Annotated in this window: 18 protein-coding genes; 9 read left to right on the forward strand and 9 right to left on the reverse strand. The window is 45.1% G+C overall.

The window, feature by feature from the left end; genetic code table 11:
• Positions 1-189 precede the first annotated feature (189 nt).
• Positions 190-369, forward strand: a complete 180-nt coding sequence (locus tag TPET_RS04845) for a hypothetical protein (protein ID WP_011943510.1) — start codon at positions 190-192, stop codon at positions 367-369.
• A 71-nt stretch (positions 370-440) separates the two neighbouring features.
• On the opposite strand, the gene TPET_RS04850 is transcribed toward TPET_RS04845, so the two are convergent.
• The gene (locus TPET_RS04850; protein ID WP_011943511.1) at positions 441-1355 is read right to left on the reverse strand and encodes a DUF4382 domain-containing protein; all 915 of its coding nucleotides are present in this window, start codon (positions 1353-1355) and stop codon (positions 441-443) included.
• A 307-nt stretch (positions 1356-1662) separates the two neighbouring features.
• Between TPET_RS04850 and TPET_RS04855 the strand changes: the two genes are divergently transcribed.
• The 7 genes from TPET_RS04855 (at position 1663) to TPET_RS04885 (ending at position 12509) form a co-directional block, all read left to right on the forward strand.
• A complete protein-coding gene (locus tag TPET_RS04855) occupies positions 1663-4104 on the forward strand; it encodes a glycoside hydrolase family 94 protein (protein ID WP_011943512.1) in 2442 nt (813 codons plus the stop codon).
• A 112-nt stretch (positions 4105-4216) separates the two neighbouring features.
• Complete coding sequence (locus TPET_RS04860) at positions 4217-5557, forward strand: GH1 family beta-glucosidase (RefSeq protein WP_011943513.1); 1341 nt, start codon at positions 4217-4219, stop codon at positions 5555-5557.
• A gap of 221 nt (positions 5558-5778) precedes the next feature.
• Positions 5779-8223 carry an alpha-amylase family glycosyl hydrolase gene (locus TPET_RS04865; RefSeq protein WP_011943514.1) on the forward strand — a complete coding sequence of 815 codons (2445 nt, stop codon included), beginning with the start codon at positions 5779-5781 and terminating at the stop codon, positions 8221-8223.
• A gap of 35 nt (positions 8224-8258) precedes the next feature.
• The gene (locus TPET_RS04870; RefSeq protein ID WP_011943515.1) at positions 8259-9494 is read left to right on the forward strand and encodes an ABC transporter substrate-binding protein; all 1236 of its coding nucleotides are present in this window, start codon (positions 8259-8261) and stop codon (positions 9492-9494) included.
• 57 nt (positions 9495-9551) lie between these two features.
• Complete coding sequence (locus TPET_RS04875) at positions 9552-10433, forward strand: carbohydrate ABC transporter permease (RefSeq protein WP_011943516.1); 882 nt, start codon at positions 9552-9554, stop codon at positions 10431-10433.
• 12 nt (positions 10434-10445) lie between these two features.
• Entirely contained in the window at positions 10446-11282 is an 837-nt protein-coding gene (locus TPET_RS04880; RefSeq protein WP_011943517.1) for a carbohydrate ABC transporter permease, read from the forward strand.
• A 78-nt stretch (positions 11283-11360) separates the two neighbouring features.
• A complete protein-coding gene (locus tag TPET_RS04885; protein ID WP_011943518.1) occupies positions 11361-12509 on the forward strand; it encodes an ROK family transcriptional regulator in 1149 nt (382 codons plus the stop codon).
• A 20-nt stretch (positions 12510-12529) separates the two neighbouring features.
• Here TPET_RS04885 and TPET_RS04890 read toward each other — a convergent pair whose 3' ends face one another.
• From TPET_RS04890 to TPET_RS04920, 8 genes are all read right to left on the reverse strand, one after another.
• Positions 12530-14272, reverse strand: coding sequence for a WD40 repeat domain-containing protein (locus TPET_RS04890; protein ID WP_011943519.1), 1743 nt, complete (start codon positions 14270-14272; stop codon positions 12530-12532).
• 76 nt (positions 14273-14348) lie between these two features.
• Positions 14349-16880, reverse strand: a complete 2532-nt coding sequence (gene pulA, locus TPET_RS04895) for a type I pullulanase (protein WP_011943520.1) — start codon at positions 16878-16880, stop codon at positions 14349-14351.
• 17 nt (positions 16881-16897) lie between these two features.
• Positions 16898-18922, reverse strand: a complete 2025-nt coding sequence (locus tag TPET_RS04900) for a glycogen-binding domain-containing protein (RefSeq protein WP_011943521.1) — start codon at positions 18920-18922, stop codon at positions 16898-16900.
• Between the two features lie 15 nt (positions 18923-18937).
• Entirely contained in the window at positions 18938-20080 is a 1143-nt protein-coding gene (locus TPET_RS04905; protein WP_011943522.1) for a hypothetical protein, read from the reverse strand.
• 10 nt (positions 20081-20090) lie between these two features.
• Entirely contained in the window at positions 20091-20744 is a 654-nt protein-coding gene (locus tag TPET_RS04910) for a hypothetical protein (protein WP_048810869.1), read from the reverse strand.
• A gap of 13 nt (positions 20745-20757) precedes the next feature.
• Positions 20758-20943, reverse strand: coding sequence for a hypothetical protein (locus tag TPET_RS09600; protein WP_011943524.1), 186 nt, complete (start codon positions 20941-20943; stop codon positions 20758-20760).
• 52 nt (positions 20944-20995) lie between these two features.
• Positions 20996-22108, reverse strand: coding sequence for a hypothetical protein (locus tag TPET_RS04915; protein ID WP_011943525.1), 1113 nt, complete (start codon positions 22106-22108; stop codon positions 20996-20998).
• A gap of 12 nt (positions 22109-22120) precedes the next feature.
• Entirely contained in the window at positions 22121-23788 is a 1668-nt protein-coding gene (locus tag TPET_RS04920) for an alpha-amylase family glycosyl hydrolase (protein ID WP_011943526.1), read from the reverse strand.
• A 261-nt stretch (positions 23789-24049) separates the two neighbouring features.
• Here TPET_RS04920 and malE point away from each other — a divergent pair, with 261 nt between their 5' ends.
• A complete protein-coding gene (malE, locus tag TPET_RS04925; RefSeq protein WP_011943527.1) occupies positions 24050-25228 on the forward strand; it encodes a maltose/maltodextrin ABC transporter substrate-binding protein MalE in 1179 nt (392 codons plus the stop codon).
• The last annotated feature ends 45 nt before the right edge of the window (positions 25229-25273 follow it).

The raw sequence follows: 25273 nt of genomic DNA on the forward strand, positions 1-25273 counted from the left end.
CGCTCGGGAGCGGGGATAGCACCCCGCTCTTTGATCAACCTAATTTTTCCTGTGTAAACACCCATAAATAAAGCCTTAAACGATTCTTCTAAAATGTGTTCTTGATTTGTATCACTGTTATGTTATAAAAATAACAGGACAGAAGAAATAAATGATAAAAAGGCATGACAACAAAAAGGAGGTGAAACTATGATGATGTTCTTGCCGCCGGAAGTTGTTAGAGAGATCCACGAAGAGAGGGTAAAGAAAGCTCTCGAAAATCTCAAAGCCATCGAACTCAAAAAAGAACTCCTTGAAAAGGCAGTGAAAGAAGAAAAGAAAGTCTCCTCCAGAAGGAGGAGAAGAGAGAAAGAAACCGTCGAAGTGTAAACCTGCCATCTTTAATGATCTGCCTTCCCAGATACCCTTTTTTGAGACTTCCAGGCATCCCTCCCCTACTTTTAATCACCGAGTGTGAGTTCTATCAGGTTTGAATCGAGAATGTAGGTGATCGTTGAATCGTTGAGATAAAACGTTTCTGATGCGAATGGAGTTTCCGGTATTGAAATCTCATCATTTGCGTTTTCTATATCGTCTTCGTCTATTTCCAATTCTTCATCAGTGTTAGTGAATCCTTCTGGAAGTTCAAAATCGGTGTACACACAAACGGTGTAAGTGGCTTCCTTCAGATCTTCGAAGTCAAAATGATCGTCTGTGATTTCAAGATTCACGAGTGTACCGGAGCAGGTTTCTCCCTCAAAGAGTGCCACAAGACATGGTGTTCCTGAAAGTGTTTCTTTCAACCTTCCTTCCACCTCATACCTGTGTTTCTCTCCTTCACCAAAACCGTACTCGTTCCTCTCTCTGTGGTGATATGGAACTATAATGGGCCTGAGCAAGTATTTTTTGTTGTTTCCCGTGGATGTGATTTTGAGAGATCTTGCCACATCGAAGTCGAGAACGATCGAGTCACCGCTTTGCACTATGATGGGCTTTATGATTTTGATCTTTCTGGAAGGAACCACAACTGTTTCTGTTGAATCGTTTGTAACAGCAGTGGCGGCATCGATGTAGAGTCTGATCCACTCGAGATTAGCGCCCTCGGGCAATTCCATCTCGAAGAACTGAACTTTAGTTCCAGCAAGTGAGAGGAGATCGAACTCATTCTCCAGCAGAGCAGCGGTAGCAGTGTACTCTTCTCCATCCAATGAATAGTGGTATTCCGCGTTTGAAATTTTCACCAGTAATTTTTCGATGTTGAAAGTTGGGTTGTCCGTGAGATACACAGGAACTTTTACGGTGTTGGTTCCGGTTGTGAAAAGCACACATCCAGCCAGCAAACTCAAAATCAGAACTGCCCAGAGCACGTATTTCATGTTCTCACCTCCTCCAAAATATATTTTAACTCATTAATGGTTTCATAATAAATATGTGAACAAATTATCTATTAATAGCCTGTATGTTTTCGATCTTAAACACTAAGATTTTTGCCCACTAATAAATTATCTTTTTTGATTTCGTCTAATAAATACCGGAGACTGGAACCGCGGATTTAGAAGAAAATGGTTTCTTTTGAAAAATATTCGCCGATACTTGTTTCTGCATCCATCTCTTCAGATTTTGAATGAAAACATTTTCAGAATAAAATACCAGAGACAGAAAAAGTGAAGAGAGGGTGATAGCGTGCGATTCGGTTATTTTGATGACGTCAACCGTGAATACGTGATCACAACTCCTCAAACTCCGTATCCATGGATAAATTATCTGGGAACGGAGGACTTCTTTTCCATCATATCTCACATGGCAGGGGGTTACTGTTTTTACAAAGACGCGAGACTCAGAAGAATAACGAGGTTCAGATACAACAACGTTCCAACGGATGCTGGAGGAAGGTACTTTTACATCAGAGAAGAAAATGGAGATTTCTGGACACCCACGTGGATGCCTGTGAGAAAAGATCTTTCCTTCTTTGAAGCGCGCCACGGTCTTGGATACACAAAGATCACAGGTGAAAGGAACGGCCTGAGAGCCACCATCACCTACTTTGTGCCAAGACATTTCACAGGGGAGGTCCATCACCTTGTTCTGGAGAACAGAACGAACACGCCGAGGAGGATAAAACTTTTCTCCTTTATAGAGTTCTGCCTCTGGAACGCTCTCGATGATATGACGAACTTCCAGAGAAACTACAGTACGGGTGAAGTGGAAATAGAAGGTTCTGTGATTTACCACAAGACAGAATACAGAGAAAGAAGAAACCACTACGCGTTCTATTCTGTGAATCAACCGATAGATGGTTTTGATACAGACAGAGAGTCCTTCATAGGTCTCTACAGCGGTTTTGAAGCTCCTCAAGCGGTGGTGGAAGGAAAACCCAGAAATTCCGTCGCGAGCGGGTGGGCACCGATCGCTTCACATTACTTAGAGATAGAACTCGCTCCATCCGAAAAGAAAGAACTCATCTTCATTCTCGGGTACGTAGAGAATCCAGAGGAGGAAAAATGGGAAAAGCCCGGTGTGATAAACAAAAAGCGAGCAAAAGAGATGATAGAGAAATTCAAAACAGGTGAAGATGTTGAGCACGCCCTGAAGGAACTCAAAGAATACTGGGACGACCTTCTTGGAAGAATACAGGTAGAAACCCATGACGAAAAACTCAACAGAATGGTGAACATCTGGAATCAGTACCAGTGTATGGTCACGTTCAACATCTCTCGAAGCGCTTCGTACTTCGAGTCTGGTATCAGTAGAGGAATAGGTTTCAGGGACTCGAACCAGGATATCTTAGGTTTTGTTCACATGATCCCGGAGAAGGCAAGGCAGAGAATACTCGATTTGGCCTCTATCCAATTCGAGGATGGAAGCACTTACCACCAGTTCCAGCCGCTCACCAAGAAGGGCAACAACGAAATAGGAGGAGGCTTCAACGACGATCCGCTTTGGCTCATTCTCTCAACGAGCGCTTACATCAAAGAAACGGGTGACTGGAGCATACTGGACGAAGAGGTTCCCTTCGACAACGATCCGAACAAAAAGGCATCACTCTTCGAGCATCTGAAGAGATCTTTCTACTTCACTGTGAACAACCTCGGTCCCCACGGTCTTCCATTGATAGGAAGGGCCGATTGGAACGATTGTCTTAACCTCAATTGTTTCTCGAAAGATCCCGATGAGTCTTTCCAAACAACCGTCAACGCTCTCGACGGAAGGGTAGCGGAGTCCGTCTTCATAGCGGGGCTCTTCGTTCTTGCTGGAAAAGAATTCGTGGAGATCTGCAAAAGACGAGGACTTGAAGAAGAAGCGAGAGAAGCAGAAAAACATGTGAACAAAATGATCGAGACCACTCTGAAATACGGCTGGGATGGTGAATGGTTCCTCAGGGCGTACGATGCCTTTGGGAGAAAGGTGGGAAGCAAAGAGTGTGAAGAAGGTAAGATCTTCATAGAACCACAGGGAATGTGTGTTATGGCAAGTATCGGTGTGGACAACGGATACGCGGAAAAAGCTCTCGATTCTGTCAAAAAATATCTCGACACACCCTACGGACTCGTTCTTCAGCAGCCGGCGTACAGCAGATATTACATCGAGCTTGGTGAGATCTCGAGTTACCCACCGGGCTACAAAGAAAACGCGGGGATCTTCTGTCACAACAACCCATGGGTAGCGATAGCCGAGACTGTTATAGGTAGGGGAGACAGAGCCTTTGAGATCTACAGAAAAATCACACCGGCTTATCTCGAAGACATCAGCGAAATACACAGGACTGAGCCGTACGTCTACGCTCAGATGGTTGCCGGAAAAGATGCACCGAGGCATGGAGAGGCAAAGAATTCCTGGCTCACGGGGACTGCTGCTTGGAGCTTTGTAGCGATCACTCAGCATATACTCGGGATAAGGCCTACTTACGACGGCCTGGTGGTGGATCCCTGCATCCCGAAAGAATGGGAAGGATTCAGGATCACAAGAAAGTTCAGAGGAAGCATCTACGATATAACGGTGAAGAATCTCTCTCATGTTTCCAAAGGAGTCAAAGAGATCATTGTTGATGGAAAAAAGATAGAAGGACAAGTACTTCCAGTTTTCGAGGATGGAAAGGTGCACAGGGTTGAAGTTGTGATGGGCTGACCTTTTGTTCTCCGATGATATAGTACAGACGAGGGGGTACTCCCCCTCTTTTTTTGTGCAGAGAGTTTTGATAGAATAGTTAGGCACACGAATCAAAACAACAGGAGAGGTGATGAACGTGAAAAAGTTCCCTGAAGGATTCCTCTGGGGTGTTGCAACAGCTTCCTACCAGATCGAGGGTTCTCCCCTCGCAGACGGAGCTGGTATGTCTATCTGGCACACCTTCTCCCATACTCCTGGAAATGTAAAGAACGGTGACACGGGAGATGTGGCCTGCGACCACTACAACAGATGGAAAGAGGACATTGAAATCATAGAGAAACTCGGAGTAAAGGCTTACAGATTTTCAATCAGCTGGCCAAGAATACTTCCGGAAGGAACAGGAAGGGTGAATCAGAAAGGACTGGATTTTTACAACAGGATCATAGACACCCTGCTGGAAAAAGGTATCACACCCTTTGTGACCATCTATCACTGGGATCTTCCCTTCGCTCTTCAGTTGAAAGGAGGATGGGCGAACAGAGAAATAGCGGATTGGTTCGCAGAATACTCAAGGGTTCTCTTTGAAAATTTCGGCGACCGTGTGAAGAACTGGATCACCTTGAACGAACCGTGGGTTGTTGCCATAGTGGGGCATCTGTACGGAGTCCACGCTCCTGGAATGAGAGATATTTACGTGGCTTTCCGAGCTGTTCACAATCTCTTGAGGGCACACGCCAAAGCGGTGAAAGTGTTCAGGGAAACTGTGAAAGATGGAAAGATCGGAATAGTTTTCAACAATGGATATTTCGAACCTGCGAGTGAAAAAGAGGAGGACATCAGAGCGGCGAGATTCATGCATCAGTTCAACAACTATCCTCTCTTTCTCAATCCGATCTACAGAGGAGATTATCCGGAGCTCGTTCTGGAATTTGCCAGAGAGTATCTACCGGAGAATTACAAAGATGACATGTCCGAGATACAGGAAAAGATCGACTTTGTTGGATTGAACTATTACTCCGGTCATTTGGTGAAGTTCGATCCAGATGCACCAGCTAAGGTCTCTTTCGTTGAAAGGGATCTTCCAAAAACAGCCATGGGATGGGAGATCGTTCCAGAAGGAATCTACTGGATCCTGAAGAAGGTGAAAGAAGAATACAACCCACCAGAGGTTTACATCACAGAGAATGGGGCTGCTTTTGACGACGTAGTTAGTGAAGATGGAAGAGTTCACGATCAAAACAGAATCGATTATTTGAAGGCCCACATTGGTCAGGCATGGAAGGCCATACAGGAGGGAGTGCCGCTTAAAGGTTACTTCGTCTGGTCGCTCCTCGACAATTTCGAATGGGCAGAGGGATATTCCAAGAGATTTGGTATTGTGTACGTGGACTACAGTACTCAAAAACGCATCATAAAAGACAGTGGTTACTGGTACTCGAACGTGGTCAAAAGCAACAGTCTGGAAGATTGAAAAGGGCGGCCTGGCCGCCCTTTCTTTTTGATACCTCGTTTTTCCTCCTATTCGTTCACTCCGCGTGAATATCACCGATTATTTTCATTTAACGAAAAAAATCTTCTGTTTTCTCCTGATAGCTCACTTGCAAAGAATACAAAGGTCTGGCAAAATATCAAATAGGTTAATTTGATTATAACGTCATTTAATTGCTGGTTCAAAAAAGAGGTGAAGAAAACGTGGGAAGGTCCTTTTTCACGTTTCTTCTAATTCTAGCTGTGAGTTTGTTTGCTGTTTCCTGGCGCGATGTTGTGCTTTATGAAATCATGATAGACAGATTCAACGATGGGGATCCAACGAACAACGATCAAGGTTATGGAGAATACGATCCTTCTGATCCAGCAAAGTATAGCGGAGGAGATTTGAAAGGAATAATTGATAAGCTTGATTATATCAGAGGTCTGGGAGTAGATGGAATATGGATTACTCCTCCAGTAGCCAACCAGTGGTGGGATCCGTGGGTTAATTACGGTGGATACCATGGATACTGGGCAAGGAATTTTAAGGAAGTAGACGAACATTTTGGGAATATCGAGACATACAGGAAGCTTTCAGAAGAAATTCACAGAAAAAATATGTTTCTCATCCAAGATATAGTTGTCAACCATGTTGGAAACTATTTCAGATTCAAAGCTGGAAAATTCGAAATTAACACAGGAAGTGTTCCAACTTTCGCACCAACTCAATTCCCCTTCAATATGAATGACTATAATGATCCGAAACAGAGAGAAATGAATGTCTACCACTGGACTCCTGATATCACTAATTACAACGACATTCATCAAAAGCTCAACTATCAGCTTTCAGGTCTCGATGATTTAAATACTGAAAATCCGATGGTCAGAAGCGCTTTGAAAGACTCCTATGGTTTCTGGATAAAAGAGGTTGGTGTTGACGGCTTCAGAGTGGATACTGCGATGTACGTTCCAAAAGATTTCTGGGATGATTTCTTCTTTGGCAAAGACGGAATAATGACCTTGAAAGATGATTTCATCGCTTTTGGTGAAGCATGGCTCACTTCTCCACCGATGGATGACAGTGCAGAAAAGGAAATAGAGAGTTATTTTGACCATGGTTTTAACGCCATGCTTGACTTTCCGCTTTGTGAAGAAATACGTCGAGTTCTAAAAGGTGGGAAACCAACTTCATGGCTTGCTTACAGAATAGAAAGGCGTAATCAAACGCTTGAAAAAGGACTTCTGGTCACTTTCATTGACAATCATGATATGGAGCGATTCAGCAGGGGAACGGACGAGAAGACATTGAGAATGGCAGTCGCTTTTCTAATGACTTTACCTGGAATTCCTGTTATTTACTATGGAACAGAACAGTCTTTTGAAGAAACACGGGCTTCGATGTTTGCAAAGGGATGGGGATCGGGCGGTAAGGATCATTTTGAGAAAGGGGAGATGTACGATTTCATAAAAAGTGCCGTTGAGTTCAGAAAGAGTCACACTGCAACGAGATACGGTAAGGTCAAAGTTCTTCTGTCGAATTCAGAAGGTGCAGGGCTTCTGGTTTATGAAGTAAAAGATGAGAATGAAACGCTCATTGTGGTTTTAAACACATCTAATAATGACAAGATTAGAACCATCGATGGTGTGTTTCCTAGTATGGAAAAGGTATTCTCAAGTGATAGAGAGGCTAGGGTTGTTGTTCAGGAAAAGTCCACGGTCTTTATCGTTCCTCCAAAGAGTCTTACCGTCTTCAAGCTTTCCTCTGTGAATAAATATGAGAAACAGACAACGAATTTGACGTTAAAAACCACCGTGAACATCTACGAAGATAGAGTAGTAATATCCGGTGAAACGAACGGCAAAAGAATGTACGCCTACATTGATGGTTTATATCAAACCATTCCCGAGAAAGTGAATATTGTCGATGGTAAATACAGTCTTTCCCTGGATCTTTATAAAATGGGTCCTGGAAACCATTTCATTATTTTGAAGGTTTACGGATCCAATCCCAAAGAAGTCCTTTATTCTGAAGAAATCTGGTTTGAGGTGTCTATACCTACCGAAAAACTCGCAGAAGTGACAGATCCTATGAATGATGATCATGGGCCTTTCGGCAGATATAAATATCCACTTGATTTAACTTTCAAGCGGCAAATGGACCTTATTGGTGCAAAGGTGGAACGCATGGGACCTAATTTGATTGTCTGGATAAAAACGAGAGAAATTACTACGAGCTGGAACCCACCGCTTGGATTCGATCATGTGAGTTTTCAAATATTCCTTGATGATCCGAGAAGAAAGGGAGCAGAAGCGTTGCCATTTCAAAATTACGCCATAGATGATTGGGACTATGAAATCTTTATAACAGGATGGAATGTGGCTATTTTTTCGTCGGAAGGAGCTACCGAGAAAAAATTCGGTGTGCAGATAGGATCTCCTGAAGTCGTTGTGGTTGATGGGTGGATAAAGATAGCTGTAAAGGGTGAATGGATTGATTTTCCAGAAAGCTTCAATGGCTGGAAATTGTACCTTACAACTTGGGATTACGATGGTGTGGAAAACAGGTTCAGGCCTCTTGAAGAGGAACCAAAAGCTTACAGGTTTGGAGGAGGAAACAACACAGAACCGTACATAATGGATGATTTATGGATCGAAATAAAGGAATAATAAAACCATATTTTGAATGGGGAGGTGCTTTTGCCATGAAGAAGTACTTTGTTCTGTTGCTAGCAGTTCTTCTGGTTGGTGGACTCTTCGCTGTGAAAATCACTATGACATCTGGAGGGGTCGGAAAGGAACTCGAGGTACTGAAAAAGCAGCTGGAGATGTTCCACCAGCAGTACCCAGATATCGAAGTGGAAATCATTCCGATGCCGGACAGTTCAACTGAAAGGCACGATCTCTACGTCACGTACTTTGCCGCCGGAGAGACGGATCCAGACGTTCTCATGCTCGATGTGATATGGCCTGCTGAGTTTGCTCCGTTCCTTGAAGATCTGACAGCAGACAAAGACTACTTCGAACTCGGTGAATTCCTACCCGGAACTGTGATGTCTGTCACGGTCAATGGAAGAATCGTTGCTGTTCCCTGGTTCACAGATGCAGGTCTCCTTTACTACAGAAAAGACCTCCTCGAGAAATACGGTTACGATCACGCTCCGAGAACCTGGGATGAACTCGTCGAAATGGCAAAGAAGATCTCTCAGGCTGAAGGCATCCACGGATTCGTCTGGCAGGGTGCAAGATACGAAGGCCTTGTCTGTGATTTCCTTGAATACCTCTGGTCTTTCGGTGGGGATGTGCTCGATGAGAGTGGAAAAGTTGTGATCGATTCTCCAGAAGCTGTTGCGGCTCTTCAGTTCATGGTCGATCTCATCTACAAGCACAAAGTCACTCCTGAAGGAGTTACCACCTACATGGAAGAAGACGCAAGAAGAATCTTCCAGAACGGAGAAGCTGTTTTTATGAGGAACTGGCCGTACGCCTGGTCCCTCGTGAACAGCGACGAATCCCCAATCAAAGGAAAGGTTGGAGTTGCTCCTCTTCCAATGGGTCCTGGTGGAAGAAGAGCTGCCACACTCGGTGGGTGGGTCCTCGGTATAAACAAATTCTCGTCACCTGAAGAAAAGGAAGCCGCAAAGAAGCTCATAAAGTTCCTCACAAGTTACGACCAGCAGCTCTACAAAGCGATCAACGCCGGACAGAATCCAACGAGAAAAGCCGTTTACAAAGATCCAAAACTCAAAGAAGCTGCTCCGTTCATGGTTGAACTTCTCGGAGTTTTCATCAACGCTCTTCCAAGACCAAGGGTTGCGAACTACACAGAAGTTTCCGATGTCATTCAGAGGTACGTGCACGCTGCTCTGACAAGACAGACAACACCAGAAGACGCAATAAAGAACATTGCAAAAGAGCTCAAATTCCTGCTTGGACAGTAACAGAGGCGAGGGGCTCTCCCCCGCCTCTTTTACTCTGTTGAAGGAGGATACAGAAAGATGGAAAAAAGAAGTGGTTGGACAGCGTTCTGGATGATTTTGCCGACAATTCTTGTCATATCCGTAGTGGCTTTTTTTCCTCTGTTCAAAACCTTCTACGACAGTTTCTACAGTTTCGGTTTGAGGCCCGGTATAGAGAGAAGATTCGTTGGGCTTCAGAACTATTTCAGACTCTTTGAGGACACCCGCTTCATAATGGCTTTGAAAAACACCGTCTTTTTCACGGTGATTTCGGTTTCTCTGGAGACGGTGCTTGGTGTTCTCATCGCCATAGTTGTTCATCAGAGATTCGCGTTGAGAGGCGTTGTGAGGGCCGCTATGCTCGTTCCATGGGCAATTCCAACGGCCATTTCTTCTCAAATGTGGCGATGGATGTTCCACGATCAATTCGGAATAATGTCGAGACTCTGGGAGAAACTCGGAATAATAGAACCGGGAACCCCCATTCTCGGAACACCAGGGCTCGCCATGTGGGCGATCATATTCGTCGATGTGTGGAAAACGACTCCGTTCATGGCTCTTTTGATTCTCGCAGGTCTTCAGGTGATACCGGAGGATATTTACGAAGCGGCGAGAATCGACGGAGCAAATACAATTCAAAGATTCTTCAGAATCACTCTTCCGTTGATAACGCCAACGATAGGAGTGGCTCTGATCTTCAGGACACTCGATGCACTGCGCGTGTTCGATGTTGTCTACATCATGACGAGAGGTGCTGTGAACACAGAAACCCTGGCCGTTTACAACCGACACGTTCTGATGGATAGGGCTTTCACCGGTGCGTGGTTTGGATACGGTTCCGCCATATCTGTTTTCATATTCGTTCTTATATCGATCTTTGCCATACTTTACATAAAGTCCTTGAGGCTGAAACTCGATTGAGGAGGGAACCCGATGAGCAGATCGATAACGCAGAGAATCCTTCTTTATATAGCTGTTTTACTCATTCTTATATGGTGCGTTTTTCCCCTTTATTGGGCTTTTATTTCGTCGATAAAGCCTGATCGGGATCTTTTCGAAAAGAATCCCTCTCTTTTCCCAAAAAGAATAACCTTTGAAAACTACGTGAAGGTCTTCAAGGAAAGACCGTTTCATATAAACATCAAAAACAGCATTATAGTGGCAGGCATAACCACGGTTTTGGCATTAGTTGTAGGATCGCTTGCTGGATACGCCATCGCAAGGCTCAAGTTCAAGGGAAAGGTCATCGTGATGTCACTGATTCTTGCGGTGAGCATGTTTCCACAGGTTTCTATTTTGGGATCTCTATTTTTGATCTTGAGGGGATTGAAGTTGATAAACACCTACACTGGTCTCATCATACCCTACACTGCTATGAATCTGCCTCTCACTGTCTGGGTGCTCCAGAGTTTCTTCAGGGAACTTCCAAAAGAAGTGGAGGAATCGGCGTTCATCGACGGAGCCTCTAAACTCAGAACTCTCTGGTCTATCGTGCTTCCCATGTCTGCTCCTGGTCTTGTGGCAACAGGGCTTTTGACGTTCATCGCCGCGTGGAACGAGTTTCTCTTCGCTCTCACGTTCATGCAAAAGCCGAGCCTGTACACGGTTCCTGTCGCAGTCGCTCTCTTCAAAGGAGCGTCTCAGTACGAGATACCATGGGGTCAGCTCATGGCCGCAGCCGTTATCGTCACACTTCCACTTGTGATACTCGTTTTGGTTTTCCAGAACAGAATCATAGCTGGCTTGAGTGCAGGAGCGGTGAAGGGTTGATACCGGTAAAGTTTTTGTAACCACAGTTCGGATATAATCTTTGAAAGCGAAAGTAAACTTTCTGGGAGGTCTGAAAAGTTGCAAAACATGGAAATTTACTCCCTAAAGCAGGCAAAAACTATCAACAAATTGAGAGTTCTCAACACGATAAGATTTGAGCCTGGAGTTACTCGAAACATGATATCGGAAAAAACCGGGCTCGATCCCAGCACTGTTACAAAACTCGTGAACGAGATGAAGAGGAAAAGGATGATCTACGAGAAAGGAATACTCCCATCGAAGTTGGGAAGGCACTCCAAACGACTCTACGTGAACAGAGATTTTTCAAAGGCGATAGTGGTCGATCTTGGGGTGACGCATTCCATCGTTGGGATATCGTTTTTCGATGGGACAGTTGAAGTGGTCGATGAATTCGACACGCCCGACACACCTGAGGAGTGTTTCAGAGTTTTGACGGAAAAGGTTTCCAGGTTCCCCGGTGTTTTTCCATTGATTGTGATAGGGGTTCCAGGATCTGTTGATAAGACTCACAAGAAATTGGCATTCGCTCCAAATCTCAACAGATGGAGAGACATAGATGTGGAGAAGTACTTCAAGGTGTTCGAGGTGTATTTGGAGAACGACGCGAACCTTGCGGCCCTCGCGGAAATGATGAGAAACAAACATTTCGGTGATAGAAAGAACATCGTGTACATACTCGTCAGAGAAGGAATAGGTGGAGGCATTATCATCGAAGGAAAACTCTACAAGGGTTCTTTCAACGCGGCTGGAGAGATCGGTCACATGAAAATGTACGACAGAGGACCGTGTTTTTGTGGAAGGGTCGGATGCTGGGAGGCCAACACTTCCATCTCCCACTGCGTCCGTCAGTATGAAAAGAAAAAACCTCTTCCAGGAAGAACCATGTACGAAAAGTTCGAAACGCTCTGCAAAATATACGAAGAAGACCCACTGGCTAAAGAGGTACTGGACGAATTCACCGGTATCCTCATAGATGGTATTGTGAATCTTGTGAACATTCTGAGCCCAGAGATCGTGATTGTTGGCGGAGAAGGAGTATTTCTTCCTGAAGGTGTATTTGAGGTGATTGTATCAGAAACGAGAAGACAGGTTCATCCAATGGATAAAGAGGTTTCCGTTGAGAAGGGTAGTCTCTCCAACAAAGAAGTGGTTTTAGAGGGGACTTCGATACTTTCTTCCATGATGATAAGTGAAAGACTAGTGTAAAATGAGGGGGATTTCCCCCCTCACTTTTCCAAGAGGATCCTTATCTTTCCATCACCGCATGGAACTACGAGCTGATCGCCCACCTTTATGAAATGTCCTATCTTTTGATCAGAGGCTTTCAAAGAAGTCTTCAAGGTCAGATCTGGAAAAGCAAAAATTTTGATATTTCCATTCCAGGTTCCAACAAAGAGTTCCTTTTCATCGATTAATAGAGAGGACACTGGTTCGTTCAGGTAGATCTCGCGGACTTTTGAACCTGTATCCAAGCTCCAGAGAATGACCTTTCCGTCTTCTCCACCTGAGACAAGAAAGTCCCCAGCGAATTTCACAGCGTTTACGTTTCCTCTGTGACCTTCCAGCAGAAGTACTCTTTCCCCTGTGTCTGCGGAGAGAACTTCTACGTAACCTATCTTGTCTTTTGGATCAGAGTAAGAAACTCCGAAGGCGATGAATTTGTTGTTCATATCAATCGTTTGGATCATTTCGTGTTCTGTGTCTTTTCTCCATATCTCTTCGAAGGTTGGATATCTGAACAGAGCGACACTTCCGTCGTAGAATCCTATTGCCATTCTATCGTTTTGAAGAGCGATGTCCATTGTGCTCGTCGTGCCAACTTTGATTCTCTTCACGAGCTTTCCATTTTCCAGGTTATAAATCTTGAGTTGATTGCTATCAAGACAGGAAATGATGTTGTTTTCTACTGTCAAAAGCTTTCTGACCCCTGATAGAGCCTTTATCCTGTGTTCAGCGATCCCCTTCTCAGCGTTCCATATCAGAATTTCTCTATCGTCACTGCCGCTCACGATGAATTTCCCGTCGCTTGATAAAGCTACTGTGTTCACCGAGAGTTGGTGACCGTAGAGAGAGTACTGAAGCTCCAGATCGGCATTCCACACTTTGACAGTTTTGTCCATTCCGTAGGTTGCTATGCTACCGTCATCTGAAGAGACGAAAAGAACGAAGTTGTTATGAGCGTCGATTGATTTCACCACTTCGTTTTTCTGAATGTTCAAAACCACGGCTTTGTAATCGTCGGTTACAAAAATGAGATTGTCATTGTCAAGAAAAGCCACATCATTCACCGTTATGACGTGGTCGTACTGGAGAACGAGTCTTCCATTCGAAGCGTTCCATACCTTTACGGTGTTTCCTCCACAGGTTGCGATCAACTGTCCATTCTCTGAGAACACGATCTTTTTGATTCCCTCGGGATGGGCCTTGAGGGGAATGGAAAATGAGGGATTCGAGATGTCGCTGATCAGTGCAAGTCCGTTGGCCAGCCCCATGACATATCTATTCTCATGGGCGGCGATTTTAACAACCGATGGTCCAAGTCTTTGAGAAGAAATTTCTTTTCCATCTGGGAAAGACCATACTCTCACCGTTCCATCGAAAGAAGCGCTCAGGATTTTATTGCCCGTCACAGCAACAGAAGAGACACCTTTCACGTGACCTTTGAGAAGATGTGTTTCACCTGTCTCCAGGTTCGTTACACCAACTGTTTTGTCGTCTGAAGCGCTCACGATAAAACCGTTCTCAAAAGTCACTTCGTTTACTCTGTTGTCGTGGACTTTGAAGACCTTGTAATAGGATCCACCTTTGTAAACGATGATTTCACCGTTTCCCGTTCCAAGTAAGAGATAACCATCTTTGATCGTTAAAGATGAAATATCGCTGAATCCCAGCACCTTTTCGAGTTTGAGCGTTTGAGAGAAAATCAGGATCGATATGAGAACCAAAAACAGTGTCAGTGATTTTTTCATTGTCTCAACCTCCTGAAATCAGGTTTCAAAGCCCCAGCACAAAGCTGGGGCTTGACTATTGAGATTCTACAACTTTTCACTCTCTGTACAAAACGTACGCGGAAAGCGGTTCGAGCTCTATCGTTCCCTCAACGGTTTCTATCACTTCCGTTCCGGCTTTTTGACCGTTTACAACCACATTCCATTTTCCTTCTGGCAGTTTGTATGTTGTCTTCTCTGGGTTTCCATTGTAGATCACTACGATGTCTTTCCATGGGTCACCGCCTGCGTGGTCTTTGAGCATGAACGCAACTACTCTTCTTCCACCCGGGAGAAATTCCAGATGTTTCTTGATCTCTTCAGCGTTTTTCAGCCTGAAAGCAGGGTGTTCTTTTCTGAGTTTTATGAGACCCTTGTGGTAGTTGAACACGTCTATGAATTGAAGTTTTCTTTCGTAGTCGAAGCCGTTTATCGAGATGGGGGAGTTGTAAGAGTTGTCGTTGAAATTCTTCGTTCTGCAGAAGTCTTGGCCTCCGTGTAGGAAAGGAACGCCTTGAGAAGTGAGGAGTATTGCACCAGCCAGTTTCTGAGCATTTTTCAGTTCTTCTTCGGACCATTCTTTTTTCTTATCGGCTTGGGCGGCAAGATAGTTCTTGTCCCACAATGTGTGGTTGTCGTGGCATGCTGCGTAGTTTATCGTTTCCTCTGGATCGAGAGCAAAGCTCTTGATGAGTTTTCCATCATAATCAATGCTTCCTACGACTCCTCTTTTAATCCAGGTCTCTTTTCCATAACCTCCCATGACGAATCCTTTGACACTCGGATTGAACACAGAACCTCTTATTGCGTCTCTGAACTCGTCGTTGAAAGCTGCCACGTGTGTTCCAGCAACATCGCTCTTCCCAAATCTGATGGGTGCACCCCATCCACCCCACGGTTCGCCGTAGAGAATGATCGTTGGATTGATTTTATGAAGGGCCTTTTCAACTTCAAGCATTGTTTTCTTATCGATGAGGCCCATCTGATCGAATCTGAAACCGTCTATGTGATACTCCTTCACCCAGTAGGTGACAGTATCAACTATGAATTTTCTCATCATAGGCCTTTCACTTGCGATGACGTTTCCACATCCACTCTCGTTCAAATAGGCACCAGTTTTGTCGATTCTGTAGAAGTAGTATGGTACCGTCTGATCGAACGCAGAGAGTTCACCTACGCCGTAGGTGTGCGGGAACACCATGTCCATGATCACACCTATACCGTGTTTGTGAAGTGCTTTGACCATTTCTTTGACTTCTCTAATTCTCGTGTGTGGATTTTTGGGATCGGTTGAGTATCTGCCTTCTGGAACCATGAACAGGTAAGGGTCATAACCCCAGTTGTAGTACTTTTCAAAATCTTTGTCGAGTTCATCGCCCGTGTAGAAGTCGAAGAAAGGAAGTATGTGGACGTGTGTGACACCGAGCTCCACAAGGTGCGAAAGGCCAGTTGTCACACCACCCGGTCCTTTCGTGTTCTCTTCGGTGAGACCGAGGTAGAGGCCTTTGTTTTTGACTCCGGAGTTTTCGAGTCCTGTGATGTCCGCTATGTGTATTTCGTAGATTATCGCGTCTTCGTATCCTTCGATTTTCGGTCCCCTGTCGTTTTCCCATCCTTCTGGGTTTGTCCTGGCAAGATTCACAACGGCGCTCTTTTTGCTGTTTGCGTAAACCGCTTTCGAATAAGGATCGACGGTTGTTCTGACCTTTCCGTAATTTTCCAGCTGATAGAGGTAGAACACTCCGTCGAGATCACCTTCGACAACCGCTTCCCAGACACCGTTTCCTTTATATTCCATGTTCACAACCTGATACGGTTCTGTGTCTTCTCCGTTCTTGAAGAGAAGCACCTTTACCCACTTAGAAACGGGGGACCAGACTCTGAATATCGTCTTCTCTGGAGAATATACGGCTCCGAGCTCTCCATCGTAATAGTAGTCGTCCAGGATCTCCATCATGATGACTCTTGCCGGTTTGTAACCTTCTATGATCAGTTCCACGTCTTTTCTGAGGTCTTCTTCTTTCAGGGATTCAGAAAGGACGATTCTCACGTAGTTCGTCACGTCTATGTCCGTGGGATCGGCCTTTTCCACTCTTGAGACGGGAATCTCTTTTCCGTCAACAGTAACCTTGAAGAGTTCTTTCTTTTTCGTATCCACAGGATTGGTCAGAAAAGCCTCGATCACCTTGTTCGACCTTGCCTGTGCGAAGAAGATTCTGGGAGATGTGTCTGGTTTTTCGTAGAAAATCTCTTCCACTCCCTGGAGTATCCACACTTCAGCCTTTCCGTCTTTTATCTCTATGAACCTGTCTTTTGCCACGTCTTTTGCCTGCCACTCGTTCAGCCTCACTATGATCCCCACCTTTGTAAGATCCATTGGTAATTTCACTACTGCTACTTTACCAAAATCATCCTCACCTGTGAACTGATAAGCTTTCCCTTCCTGAGACACGGGCTCCACGGGCCATATCCAGAGATTCCATCCATCGTATTTTCCATCGTATCTGTGATAGTGGACTACGATGGTGGTTTCTGAGAATATCAAAGCGGAAAGGAGGAGAACAAGTAACAACCAGAGTTTAGTCTTCACCTTGAATCACCTCACAATCAGAAGTTGACTTCACCTTGGAAATCCAGATAGATGTTCTTGTATGCGTCGTAAGTTACTCCAAGTTTTGCGCTTGCGAATTCGTTTCTGAGCTCCCCAAAGACGGTTATTTTGTCGGGGTCGTTTTCAAAGTTGTCGTAGTCTCCGTATCTGTAGGCCAATCCGAGGACATAGGTGTCATCGAAAACGTACCCTGCGCTTACCGTATACGTTTTGTTGTTGAAATTGTAATCCCCGTAGAGTTCCAGGTTGAAGAGATCAATGCTTGCTTTGAGAAATCCTTTGTCTTCTGAAGATGTTTTTTCATAGTACAGGTAGTTGACATCGAAGTTGTCCGAATCGACTTCGAGGTTCACAAAGTAGAGAACGGGCTTGGCAAAGATTAAACCGGTCCAGACGGTTGTTTTTGCTCCAAGAAGATCAAAGGATAAGAAACCTGCGAGGTCTATTTTTTCTATCCCAAGCAAGTAATTACTTCCAAAGTAGGTACCGAAATTCTCTCCCGAAACTCCTATCAAAAATCTTTCCTTTTCCGCGTTTGTGTCAAAAGCGACATCAGCTGTGAACTTGTAGGAAAGGAAAGAAATACCGAGACCAAAGCCTGTTTCGGCGAACCATTCTTCGTAGGGCTTCCCTTCCACCAGAGATGCCACTTTGTAGTGTCCGAAAACCTCGAAACCGTCCTTTTCCACCTTTATGTTCGCGCTGTCCAAGAAAGAGCCTTCCGGTTTGAAATTCAAGGTTGCTTTCAAGAAGTCGGTTTTTACACCGAGAGTGAGTTCATGGGAGCTTTCGAGAGATTTGAGGAAGGTATCCGTTGCGTATTTGTAAGTCAGATCAATGAAGTATTTCCCGAAGAACGGAGTCTCACTCTCAGATTTCTGTTCCAGTGGTTTTATGACGAGTTTTCCATCCTCTTCAGAGAGCATGAAAGCGCCGTTTTTTCCACCGAATCCATCCGGGACATAGGAAGGCGCGTTGGGATCTTCTTGCCAGACCTGATTTCCCGCTATCGTGAAGACGTACTTGTACTGATAAGTGCCAGGGTTGAGCTTGATTCTTGCCACCCAGAGGTTCCCTTCTCTTTCCATTGGATTCGCTGTAGTGCTCCAGTTGTTGAAGCTTCCCGCAACGTAAGCCTCGGAAGCTTCTGGCTTTCTAACAACGAAGACGACAAAACTGTCTTCCACGCTGAGTCCTTCTTTCAGCTCGGATTTTTCAACCTCTTCTGGTCCGGCTTCTGCGGTTTCTTGATGAGCGACTTCGGGTGCTTCTTCTGAAGTCTCTTCTTGGACAGTTTCCTCGATGGGAGATTTTACCTTCAGTTCTCCGTTTTCTTCGTAAACTTCGAAAACGCCGTTCTTTCCTCCAAAGCCGTCATCGACAAAGGCAAAGGCGTTGGGGTCAGTCACCCATTCCTCACCGTTCACAACGAACTTGTATTCATACACTCCAGGACCAAGTTCAAGTACTCCTTCCCACCAACCATCTTCGAGTGGATACATCTCTATCTCTTCTGCGTTCCAGTTGTTGAAATTTCCAGCTATGGTTACGAATTCCGCTTCGGGATTGTAGTATCTGAGAACCACTATACCGTCTTCGACAAAGATGGTGTCTTCCCTGTCGGGATTGGGCTCGTATTTCTTTGATTCTTCTTTCTTCTGAGGACCAACGATGAAAAGCTCTCCGTCTTTTTCCACCAGTGTGAATATTCCGTTGTAGCCTCCGAAACCATCGTCCACGTATCCGGGTGCGTTGGGATCTTCTTTCCACGTAGTTCCATCTATCACGTATTTGTATTGATACGTTCCGGGTTCGAGTTCGAGCTCTGCTCTCCAGAGACCGGGTTCCACTTCTTTCATTGGAAGCGCAGTGGGATTCCAATTGTTGAAAGTTCCTGCGAGATACACCACCTTGGCTCCTTCCCACTCGAAGGTGAAAATCACTTTTCCGTTTTCTACAAAGACATCAGAAAATACGAAGACACTCAGCAAAAGCACAGAGAGAATGAGAAGTTTTTTCATACCTTAGACACCTCCTTACCACCACGTCGAATATTCAAGAGAGATTTTCTTGACAAAGTTTATCTGGCTGGAGAAATCGCCATCGCCAAGAGAGAGTTTGAACTCGGACTTTTCATCCGTGAACTTCAGCTCGTAGTAGGCTGTGTAAGCCTTTGTGTAGAGAGTATTCAGATACTGCCACTTGGCGAAAAAGTTGACACTGCCGAAGTTTTTCCACAGTTCCGCGTAGAATACCTCACCCATCGCGCTTGTGGAATCGTGGGCTGGTTTGCCGAACTTGTAAGAGATCTTTCCATTGAAACCGATGAAGCTGAAGTTCCTACCAACTTCCATTCCGAAGTCATCCCAGTTGAGAATGTCAGAATCGAATTTTGTTCCTTCCTTCCAGACCTTGAACCAGACATCGCCGGAAGAGTACTCGACACCGTATTTGGGAGTTTTCGATGTGAACTTGTAATCAAAAAAGAGCTTGAAGTTGCCGAATGTCGTCCAGAGGTTCGCGAGTATCTCACCTTCGAGATCGTTGTCGTTCACGTAGTCACAGTAGTCAAGGTGTGTTTCTGAACCTACTCCGGTGAGTTTCACTCCGTGTTTCCAGTCTGCGGTTGAAATACCAAACATGTAGAAGAAATTGTTTGATCCTATCTTTTCCTCGTTCTCATAGCTCACGCCGAATTCTCCAAAATACCTAAGGTCTGGTTCCCAGTTGAAATCGAAGTACATGTCGTTCACTGTGGAGCGTTTCCCGAGCATCGCGCTGAAGTAGAAATTCGAAAGATTTCCTCGGTACTGGAGATAAGAAACATCTCCTGTGGTCACACCTCTGAAACCGAAAAGCTCAATTTCAAGTCCATTTCTAGAGTCGTTGAAGCTGTAGATTCCAAGCCAGTCACCTGTAGATCCAAAGACTCTATTGTAGTAGGCTTTGAGATCCACCAGGTCTGTATCGAGGGCGATGTATCCGGAGTCGAGTTTCAAATCTTTGGTTGTGAAATCGCCGGAAAGACTGTTCCCCGAGAGGTACAGCTCAGTGTAGCTGGATCCGCTCTGGTTTTCCAGATCGTAGGAGTAACCCACCTTGAGAGAACCCGTTGGCGAAAAGGAGAACACGTAAGAAAACGCAAGAAGACACATTATCAAAACAGCGAGTTTTTTCATATTCCTCACCTCACTCCACATAGGCTTGAAGTGTGCTCGTTTTCGGATCGAATTCTATGACGAAAGTTCCGTCTTTGTCCGCGGTGAAGGTGGCGTTTTTACCGTATCCGGCTTCGTAACTGGTTCCATCGAACTGTTCTTCGTAAGGAGTCCAGTCGGTGTTTCTTGCGATTTTGTATTGTATCGTTTCACCGGAAGAGACGGTGCGGCCTGTGTTCAAAACAAACTTTCCATCTTGGTAGGTCATCTCTTCGAGCGTCCAGTTGTTGAAATCTCCGGCGCAGTACCAGGGAGGTGTTTCTTTCTCAGAGTCTCCCACTCCCTTTGCTGTGTCGTTTTCCATCAGGTTCGGTGTTGCGTATATGGTGACGGTGGCTCCAACGAGCTGTTTCCACAGAGGAATCTCGGAAGTGGTCTTCACTGGTTTTCCGTTTTCAACAACCACAACCTGATACCAGGCGATGTCATTTTCAAAGCTCAAAACGGAAGAAGGAAGCTCCAGGGTGTAGAAATCACCCTGAAGCGCCATTTTGTATTCGGAGCTCGGCACACCGTTTGAGAAATCTCCAACCACATAAACACCGTCCGGGAGCTTTATATTGAGCAGTGTCATACATCCAGAAAGAAACGTAATCAGTAAAAGAGCTGGGATTATCTTTTTCAAGGAGATCACCTCCTCAGTTCACTTGGAGAAGATAGAGATTCGTGAAAGTATCAGAGTCATTCCATTCGTCGGCATTATCAATTGTAGAATCATCATCAGGAATGCTGTCTACAGCTGAACCACCGCCTCCTGTTATCCAGACAATCAGGGCCACGTCCTGTTTTCCTCCTATAGCGCTCCATGGAATCGCTATCTCCATCGTCTGAAGACCGTCTGTTGTGTCCCCTGTGTGGGCAAACGTTCCGGAAACATCACTTATTGATATAATCCCAGTCCGATCCAGTCCATATGCAGAAATTGTCGCTAGTCACGCCAGAACCTCCACTCCACCAGAAATAGATCTCGTAGTCCACAGCGTATCCAGCGTCGAAGTTTATCTTTCTTCCCCACGCATCGCTGTCTCCAGTGTAATAACCACCAGGTTTTGTATCGATTCCTATTCCGTATGCAACATCCCAGGATCCAGAGTTTTGAGTATCAAATCCTATGTAAAGATACGTTGCATCGTATGTCACATAGAGCTGGTACAGATCTGCTCCATTTCCTCCACCAGGATTTGTGCTTGTTGCAACGGGAGTTCCAAGATCACTCAAATCTCCATCTACGGTTATCGTAGCTGTGGGTTGTGGAGCGGGCTGTTCTTCACTTGGAGTAGGTTCTGTCTGATTTATCTCTTCTGTCACATTACCTTGGCTGTCACACACAACGAAATTCACAACAGGTGCTGGCTGTGGAATACCACCATTTTCCGCCGAATCGTGGTCTGGCTGATTTGGATAGAAGTCTCCTACCCACTGATTTCCGCCACCCGTTCCACCGCTGATGGCGAAGACAGCTTTCACCTGGTTAACTTGTTCGGAGATTGGGATCTTGAGTTCTGCTATTGTAGATCCAGTTCCAAACTGGGCGGTCACTTGGTCGGTGATATCTGTGAGGCTTCCATCCTGAGACACTCTCCAGACTTTGTATTCGTTGCTCTGATTCACTTCAACGATGAGATCTATGTCGCCGTTGGGGTTTGTGAAGTTTCTGTTTCCATCGTTCAAACCCGTGTAGGAGACTGTCTGAGCTCCGGTCACACCGACAAGATCGATCAAAACAAGAAAGACATTAACGTTTCCATCGCCTCCTATCACATATTCACCGGCGATGTAGATGTTTGCACCATCGAAGAGCAAACCTGCCTTCAAAAGCTCGTTGTCAGCTCCCCATTTGGAATCATCTGCTGCGTCTTCCTTGATCTTGCTTCCCCAGTCGCTGAGAGAACCATCGGTGGTGACCATATCTTTGACGACAGGTGGTGTTCTCAGACATCCGTAAAGAACAAGAGATAAGACCGCCAAAACCAGGAAGAGTTTTTTCATTTTCGCACCTCCTCACTTTTTGAAAATGTACGCTTTCATGGGATCCACAGTGAAGGATTCACCCGCTGAAAAAGACACGTTTGACTCGTTCCAGATGAAGTTTTCAAAATCTACCTCGAGAATCATCGTCATGTTTTCTTCAAAAGTGAAGCTGTTTTGCCAGACTGGATCCGGATTCAAGACCACCAACAGCTTTTCGTTGGAGGATTCTCTGTAGAACGCTATGAGGTTTTTCCAGTCCCTGAAGATCGTTTGATCTCCATTCAAAATGGCGTCGTGATCTTTTCTGAAGTTGAGAATGAATCTGATGAAATTCAAAAGACTCTTCGGATCGTTTTCCTGTTCTTCGACGGAGAAGCCATCGTAAGGATCGTCATAGATACATCCGTCAACATCAGCGTTTCCAAAGGTTATCCCCGCGTTTTTGTAGACTTCCTTTGTCCAGAAGGTTTGACCTTCTCCTGTACCGCTTGCGTACCACTGCATCGGCTCTCTCACCGGCTCGTCATATACAGGACCGTGCCACTTGAAACCTCTCGTTCCAATTTCACCGCCGTAGTAGATAACAGGAGATCCTTTCAGTGTGAATATCAGAAAATACCAGAGAGCAGCACGTTTTTTGATGAACTCGTAGTCGGACTCGGAGAACTTTTTGTAATGTTCTTGAAGATGGGAGAAGAACCTGTGGAGATCGTGATTCTCAAGAAACAGGAAAGACTCCTCAACCCAGTTGTTTTCTATCATTCCATCCTGCCCTTCTGGGTAGTTCCTTATACTGTACATGAGGGCGAAATTGAAAACGGGAATTGGATATAGAGAAAGATCGTACGTGTTTCCGCTGAACACCTCTCCCACAAGTATGGCATCGGGCTTTTTGGAAAGCACATAATCTCTGAACCATTCAAAATATTCGGCCGACTCCTGTATCCCATCGTCCCAGGACCAGCCATATATGTGCTTTGCAGCATCTATTCTGAATCCATCAACACCTTTGGAAATCCAGAAATCCACGATTTTCTTTACTTCTTCTCTCACTTTCTGACTGTCGTGGTTCAGATCCGGCATGTTATAGCCAAAAAGTCCGAAATACCAGACTTTTTGACCCTTTGAGTTGATCTTCCAGTGCCAGTGATCCTGACCAGAATGATCTTCAAGACTCATTATGTAGTAGTCCCAGTACGGAGAGCTGGTCGTGTTTTCCACGGCGTCTTTGAACCAGGGATGCTCATCGGATGTGTGGTTGATCACGAGATCCATTATTACCTTTATTCCGTTCTCATGGAGCACCTGGATCATGTTTTCGAGATCTTCCATGGTGCCGTAGTCTTTCTCGACGTTGTAGTAGTCTGTTATGTCGTATCCATGGTATGAAACAGCCTCGTTGAAGGGCATAAACCACACAGCGTCAATGCCGAGTTTCCTCAGATAGTCAACTTTCTGAGAAACACCGTTTATGTCTCCCACACCATCTCCGTCGCTGTCGTAAAAGGAGCGAATGAAAATTTCGTAGACGACGGGGTATTTTACTTCATTAATAGAAAGGTTGGAGGCTGAATCACCTGTGTTTGTGCTGTTTGAATGTGGATTACTTGAAACGAGGGATTGACTCATAGACGTTTGAAAGCAGGAGGTGAGGAAGAGTAAAAATACCAGAGCAAGCAGTAAAAAAGTCTTCTTCACAACCTCCACTCCTCTTTTCGAAACATTCCACAATCAATAAATTAACACAAATCCGTCTGTTTATATTAACACCCAATTCACAACGTGTCAATAGGGTTAACGGAATTTCGATATTTCTGAATGAAACGGTTGATGAATAATTTAAAAACACCGATTCGAATCCAGATTGACATCACGAAAATTCGGTGTTAAAATCCTTAGTGAAACATTTTGTGAATTTTCTGACAGTAAACTCTTTGTAATCCAAAGGAGGTGTCTATGGTGAAGAGACTGCTCGTTTTAATGCTTGTTGTGGTTTCTGCCCTTGTGTTAGCACAAACAAAGCTCACCATCTGGTGTTCCGAAAAGCAGGTTGACATCCTCCAGAAACTCGGGGAAGAATTCAAGGCAAAGTACGGAATCCCTGTTGAAGTTCAGTACGTTGATTTTGGAAGCATCAAATCCAAATTCCTGACGGCGGCTCCACAGGGACAGGGTGCAGACATCATTGTTGGAGCGCACGACTGGGTAGGAGAACTCGCCGTCAACGGTTTGATCGAACCCATTCCCAACTTCTCTGATCTGAAGAATTTCTATGACACGGCTCTCAAAGCTTTCTCTTACGGTGGAAAACTCTACGGAGTCCCGTACGCCATGGAAGCGGTTGCTCTCATCTACAACAAGGACTACGTTGATTCTGTTCCTAAGACCATGGACGAGCTCATAGAAAAAGCAAAACAGATAGATGAGGAATACGGAGGAGAAGTCAGAGGTTTCATCTACGATGTCGCCAACTTCTACTTCTCTGCGCCGTTCATTCTGGGTTACGGAGGATACGTCTTCAAGGAAACACCTCAGGGACTCGACGTGACAGACATTGGACTCGCGAACGAAGGAGCAATCAAAGGTGCGAAACTCATAAAGAGAATGATCGATGAAGGTGTTCTCACCCCGGGTGACAACTACGGAACGATGGATTCCATGTTCAAAGAAGGTCTCGCGGCTATGATCATCAACGGACCTTGGGCTATAAAATCTTACAAAGACGCGGGTATAAACTACGGAGTTGCTCCCATTCCTGAGCTCGAACCGGGTGTTCCTGCCAAACCATTCGTTGGTGTTCAGGGATTCATGATCAACGCCAAGTCTCCAAACAAAGTGATCGCCATGGAATTTCTCACGAACTTCATTGCGAGAAAAGAGACCATGTACAAGATATACCTCGCAGATCCAAGACTTCCTGCAAGAAAAGATGTCCTCGAACTCGTCAAAGACAATCCTGACGTTGTTGCGTTTACCCAGAGTGCTTCCATGGGAACACCGATGCCAAACGTGCCGGAAATGGCTCCTGTCTGGTCTGCCATGGGAGACGCTCTCAGCATCATTATCAACGGACAGGCCAGTGTCGAAGATGCTCTCAAAGAGGCTGTGGAAAAAATCAAGGCACAGATAGAAAAATAATTCGAAGTGCTATCATTAGTCAAAGAAGAGGGGGACTTTTCCCCC

The organism is Thermotoga petrophila RKU-1, from assembly GCF_000016785.1.
In the GTDB taxonomy this organism is placed as follows: domain Bacteria; phylum Thermotogota; class Thermotogae; order Thermotogales; family Thermotogaceae; genus Thermotoga; species Thermotoga petrophila.

Coding starts and splice junctions, on each gene's coding strand:
- TPET_RS04915 (WP_011943525.1), bottom strand. CDS start 22,108: ATGAAAAAACTCTTCCTGGTTTTGGCGGTCTTATCTCTTGTTCTTTAC.
- TPET_RS04845 (WP_011943510.1), top strand. CDS start 190: ATGATGATGTTCTTGCCGCCGGAAGTTGTTAGAGAGATCCACGAAGAG.
- TPET_RS04905 (WP_011943522.1), bottom strand. CDS start 20,080: ATGAAAAAACTCGCTGTTTTGATAATGTGTCTTCTTGCGTTTTCTTAC.
- TPET_RS04850 (WP_011943511.1), bottom strand. CDS start 1,355: ATGAAATACGTGCTCTGGGCAGTTCTGATTTTGAGTTTGCTGGCTGGA.
- TPET_RS04890 (WP_011943519.1), bottom strand. CDS start 14,272: ATGAAAAAATCACTGACACTGTTTTTGGTTCTCATATCGATCCTGATT.
- TPET_RS04880 (WP_011943517.1), top strand. CDS start 10,446: ATGAGCAGATCGATAACGCAGAGAATCCTTCTTTATATAGCTGTTTTA.
- TPET_RS04900 (WP_011943521.1), bottom strand. CDS start 18,922: ATGAAAAAACTTCTCATTCTCTCTGTGCTTTTGCTGAGTGTCTTCGTA.
- TPET_RS04860 (WP_011943513.1), top strand. CDS start 4,217: ATGAACGTGAAAAAGTTCCCTGAAGGATTCCTCTGGGGTGTTGCAACA.
- TPET_RS04875 (WP_011943516.1), top strand. CDS start 9,552: ATGGAAAAAAGAAGTGGTTGGACAGCGTTCTGGATGATTTTGCCGACA.
- TPET_RS04870 (WP_011943515.1), top strand. CDS start 8,259: ATGAAGAAGTACTTTGTTCTGTTGCTAGCAGTTCTTCTGGTTGGTGGA.
- TPET_RS09600 (WP_011943524.1), bottom strand. CDS start 20,943: ATGGAGATAGCGATTCCATGGAGCGCTATAGGAGGAAAACAGGACGTG.